Here is a 3,136-nt window from a genome sequence, read left to right on the forward strand (position 1 = left end):
CGCCCGTCCGGTTCACCTGCATCTCCGACACGATCGCCGAACAGGGCGGTGCTGGCCTACGGCGACGCGGCCACCGATTTCGGATTCCGGTGCGCCAGTGCGCAATCCGTTGTCACCTGCACCGACACCGGCACCGGACGCGACTTCCGGCTGTCCCGGGATGCCTACGACTTCTTCTGACCCGCCCACCCGGTGAGGCCGGACAGCTCGCCGGCCAGGTTGGCCCGCGCCGCCGCCGCCCAGCGCTTTCGGGCCGACCGGGTGCGGTACAAGCTCGGGGCGCCCAGCAGCGCGCCCAGCACCTTCGCCCGGCCGTCCGCGAACTCGGCGGCGGCGACGTGGGCGTACTCCGCACGCACCGCGGCCAGGATCGAAAGGTCGGCGTCGCACAACACCTCACCGTTGCGGGCACCGGCCGCCGGGTCGTGGCTGGCGGTCAGCCGCACCAGCCGGGCCACCTCGGCCACCAAGCCCGGCCGGAAACCCAGTGTGGCCAGATCTTGTTCGGCGCGGCGGGCACTGCTCTCCTCGTCGTCGGGCCGGCCCCGGTAGACCGCGTCGTGATTCAGAAGTTGATCATGTGGCCGGTCAGGCCGTGGAAGCACTCCTGCAGCGCCTCCGACATGGTCGGGTGGGTGTGCACGTTGCGGGCCAGTTCGGTCGCGGTGAGGTCCCACTTCTGCGCCAGGGTGAGCTCGGGCAGCAGCTCGGAGACGTCGTGGCCGACCAGGTGCCCGCCGAGCAACTCGCCGTACCGCGAGTCGGCGACCAGCTTGACGAAGCCGCTGGGGTCGCCCACGCCGTGCGCCTTACCGTTGGCGGTGAATGGGAACTTGACGACCTTGACGTCGTACCCGTCGGCGCGGGCCTGCTCCTCGGTGAGCCCGAAGCTGGCCACCTGCGGCTGGCAGAAGGTGGCCCGCGGCATCATCCGGTAGTCACCGAGCGCCATCGTCTCCACTCCGGCAATGGTTTCCGCGGCCACCACACCCTGCGCCTCGGCGACGTGGGCGAGCTGCAGCAGACCGGTGACGTCACCGATCGCGTAGATGTGTTCCACGTTGGTACGCATGTACTCGGTGACGCCGATCGCCTTGCGATCGGTGAGCGCCACCCCGGCGGCGAACAGGTCGTAGCCCTCGACGTTGGGGGCGAAGCCGATGGCCTGCAGCACCTTGTCGGCCTTGAGTTCCTGGGCCTGGCCGTCCTTGCTGACCGTGACGGTGACCGGTGATCCGTCGTCGGTGATGCTGTCCACCCTGGTCCCGGTGAGAATCTTCACCCCGAGCTTCTTGAACGCCTTCTCGATCTCCTTGGACACCTCGACGTCCTCGTTGGGCAGCGCCCGCGGCAGGAACTCCACCACGGTGACGTCGACGCCGTAGTTGGCCAGCACGTAACCGAATTCCATGCCGATGGCACCGGCGCCGGCGATCACGACGGAGCCCGGCAGCTCCCGGGTCAAGATCAGCTGTTCGTAGGTGACGACGTTGGCCGACAGCGACGTGCCCGGAACCAGCCGGGTGCTGGAGCCGGTGGCGATGATCGCATTGTCGAAGGTGACCGCCTCGGTCCCGCCGTCGTTCAGCGCGACCGAAAGAGTGTTCGGGTCGGTGAACGTTCCATAGCCGTTGATCTCGGTGATCTTGTTTTTCTTCATCAGGAAGTGCACGCCGGCCACCCGGCCCTCGGCCACCTTGCGGCTGCGGTCGAACGCCGCGCCGTAGTCGAAGCTGACCTCGCCGCTGATGCCGAACGTCTTCGCCTCGCGGGAGAAGATGTGCGCCAGTTCGGCGTTGCGCAGCAGCGCCTTGGACGGGATGCAGCCGACGTTGAGGCACACCCCGCCCCAGTATTTGGGTTCGACGATGGCGGTGTTGAGGCCCAGCTGGGCGGCGCGAATGGCCGCGACGTACCCGCCGGGACCGGCTCCGAGAACGACGACGTCAAAGTGGGTCACCTACCCACCCTATCCGGCGCTCGCCGTGGTCGGTCGGCAACCGGTCGCGGCGGGCACTCGGGCGGCATGCGCCGAGGGCAGGGATTTCCTGGTGCATGGAGGGACGTCGGGGGAAGCGGGTTCAACCGCAAGCGATGAAACCCGACCTGCGGAGCCATCTCGGCGCCTGGAACAGCGCCGGGCGCGCTCAGTACGGCAGGATGCCCGCCACGCAGGGGCTGACCTGTTGGCAGTAGTAGTGGCCGTAGAGGACCGCCGCGGCGACCATCGACGCGGGCACCGCCGACATCACCGCGATGGCCAGCGTCGAAACCAGCGGCTTGTCCGGCACCATCGCCATCAACACCGCCCCGACCGTGCACACGACCACGTACACCAGCACGACGAAGACCGCCGGGGTCTTGTCGAACGCCGAGTGCCACCAGTAGAACAGGCCGAGCCCGACGCCGGCCGCCGGCCCCCAGACCGCGACCAGCGCAGCCGCCAGCTGCCACCACCGCAGAAAGTAGAACTGGCCGGGCACGGTCTGCGGGGTGGCGGCCGCATGGCGCGGCTTTCCCGCCGGCAGCGGCTCGGTGCCGGCCGCCGGTTCGACGGCCGTCGGCTCGGTGGCGGGTGGTTCGGCGGGTGGTTCGGCGGGTGCCGGATCGACCACGGCGACCGAGGCCGAACCGAGGGTGTCGGTGCTCGCCTCGGCGCCGCTCGGCGGTTCGGCCACCACGGCCGGCACCTGCTGATCCGGCGGATTCCCGGCGATGTCGTCGTCCACCAGCGACCACGCCCGGGCCGGCCCGAAGAGCCGCGCCGACTGCGGGCCGGTAGCGAAGGGCGGCGCCGGGTGCGCTTCGGTCCTCGGCATCGAGCCGGTGTCCTCGCTAGCCACCGCCCATCACCTGACCCACCGCGAGCACGCCGAACCAGCTGGTCGCCAGGGCGAGCAGGAACGCGCCGGCGCCGATCATCCACCGGCGGGTGGCGATCAGGATCAGTAGCAGACCGATGCCGCTGGGCACCCAGAGCACCAGTGCGACCACCACGTCGGGCCGCATCTGCACCACCGCGAGCAGCCTCGCGCCGACCGCGGCGAGCACCCCCACCGCGGTCCCGAGCAGCATCGCGCCGGCCAGCGCCCGTGGGCGCGGTAACGGGATCACGGCACGAAATTTTAGGCTCTCC

The 3,136-nt window shown here is 69.9% G+C and carries 4 protein-coding genes and 1 pseudogene; 1 reads left to right on the forward strand and 4 read right to left on the reverse strand.

What is annotated here, in order from left to right:
* Positions 1 to 180: pseudogene (locus tag AC2VNT_RS04130) on the forward strand (hypothetical protein); the annotation flags it as partial.
* Here AC2VNT_RS04130 and AC2VNT_RS04135 read toward each other — a convergent pair.
* The 4 genes from AC2VNT_RS04135 to AC2VNT_RS04150 form a co-directional block, all read right to left on the reverse strand.
* Positions 165 to 605, reverse strand: a complete 441-nt coding sequence (locus AC2VNT_RS04135) for an HD domain-containing protein (RefSeq protein ID WP_486945643.1) — start codon at positions 603 to 605, stop codon at positions 165 to 167. The pseudogene AC2VNT_RS04130 and the gene AC2VNT_RS04135 sit on opposite strands and share 16 nt — an antisense overlap.
* The gene (gene lpdA / locus AC2VNT_RS04140) at positions 566 to 1,960 is read right to left on the reverse strand and encodes a dihydrolipoyl dehydrogenase (protein WP_486945644.1); all 1,395 of its coding nucleotides are present in this window, start codon (positions 1,958 to 1,960) and stop codon (positions 566 to 568) included. The genes AC2VNT_RS04135 and lpdA overlap by 40 nt, the downstream gene beginning before the upstream one ends.
* Positions 1,961 to 2,147: 187 nt before the next feature.
* Positions 2,148 to 2,843, reverse strand: a complete 696-nt coding sequence (locus tag AC2VNT_RS04145; protein ID WP_486945645.1) for a hypothetical protein — start codon at positions 2,841 to 2,843, stop codon at positions 2,148 to 2,150.
* Complete coding sequence (locus AC2VNT_RS04150) at positions 2,836 to 3,114, reverse strand: putative holin (protein WP_486945646.1); 279 nt, start codon at positions 3,112 to 3,114, stop codon at positions 2,836 to 2,838. The genes AC2VNT_RS04145 and AC2VNT_RS04150 overlap by 8 nt, the downstream gene beginning before the upstream one ends.
* Between the last annotated feature and the right edge of the window lie 22 nt (positions 3,115 to 3,136).

Source organism: Mycobacterium sp. TH-M15 (genome assembly GCF_057473705.1).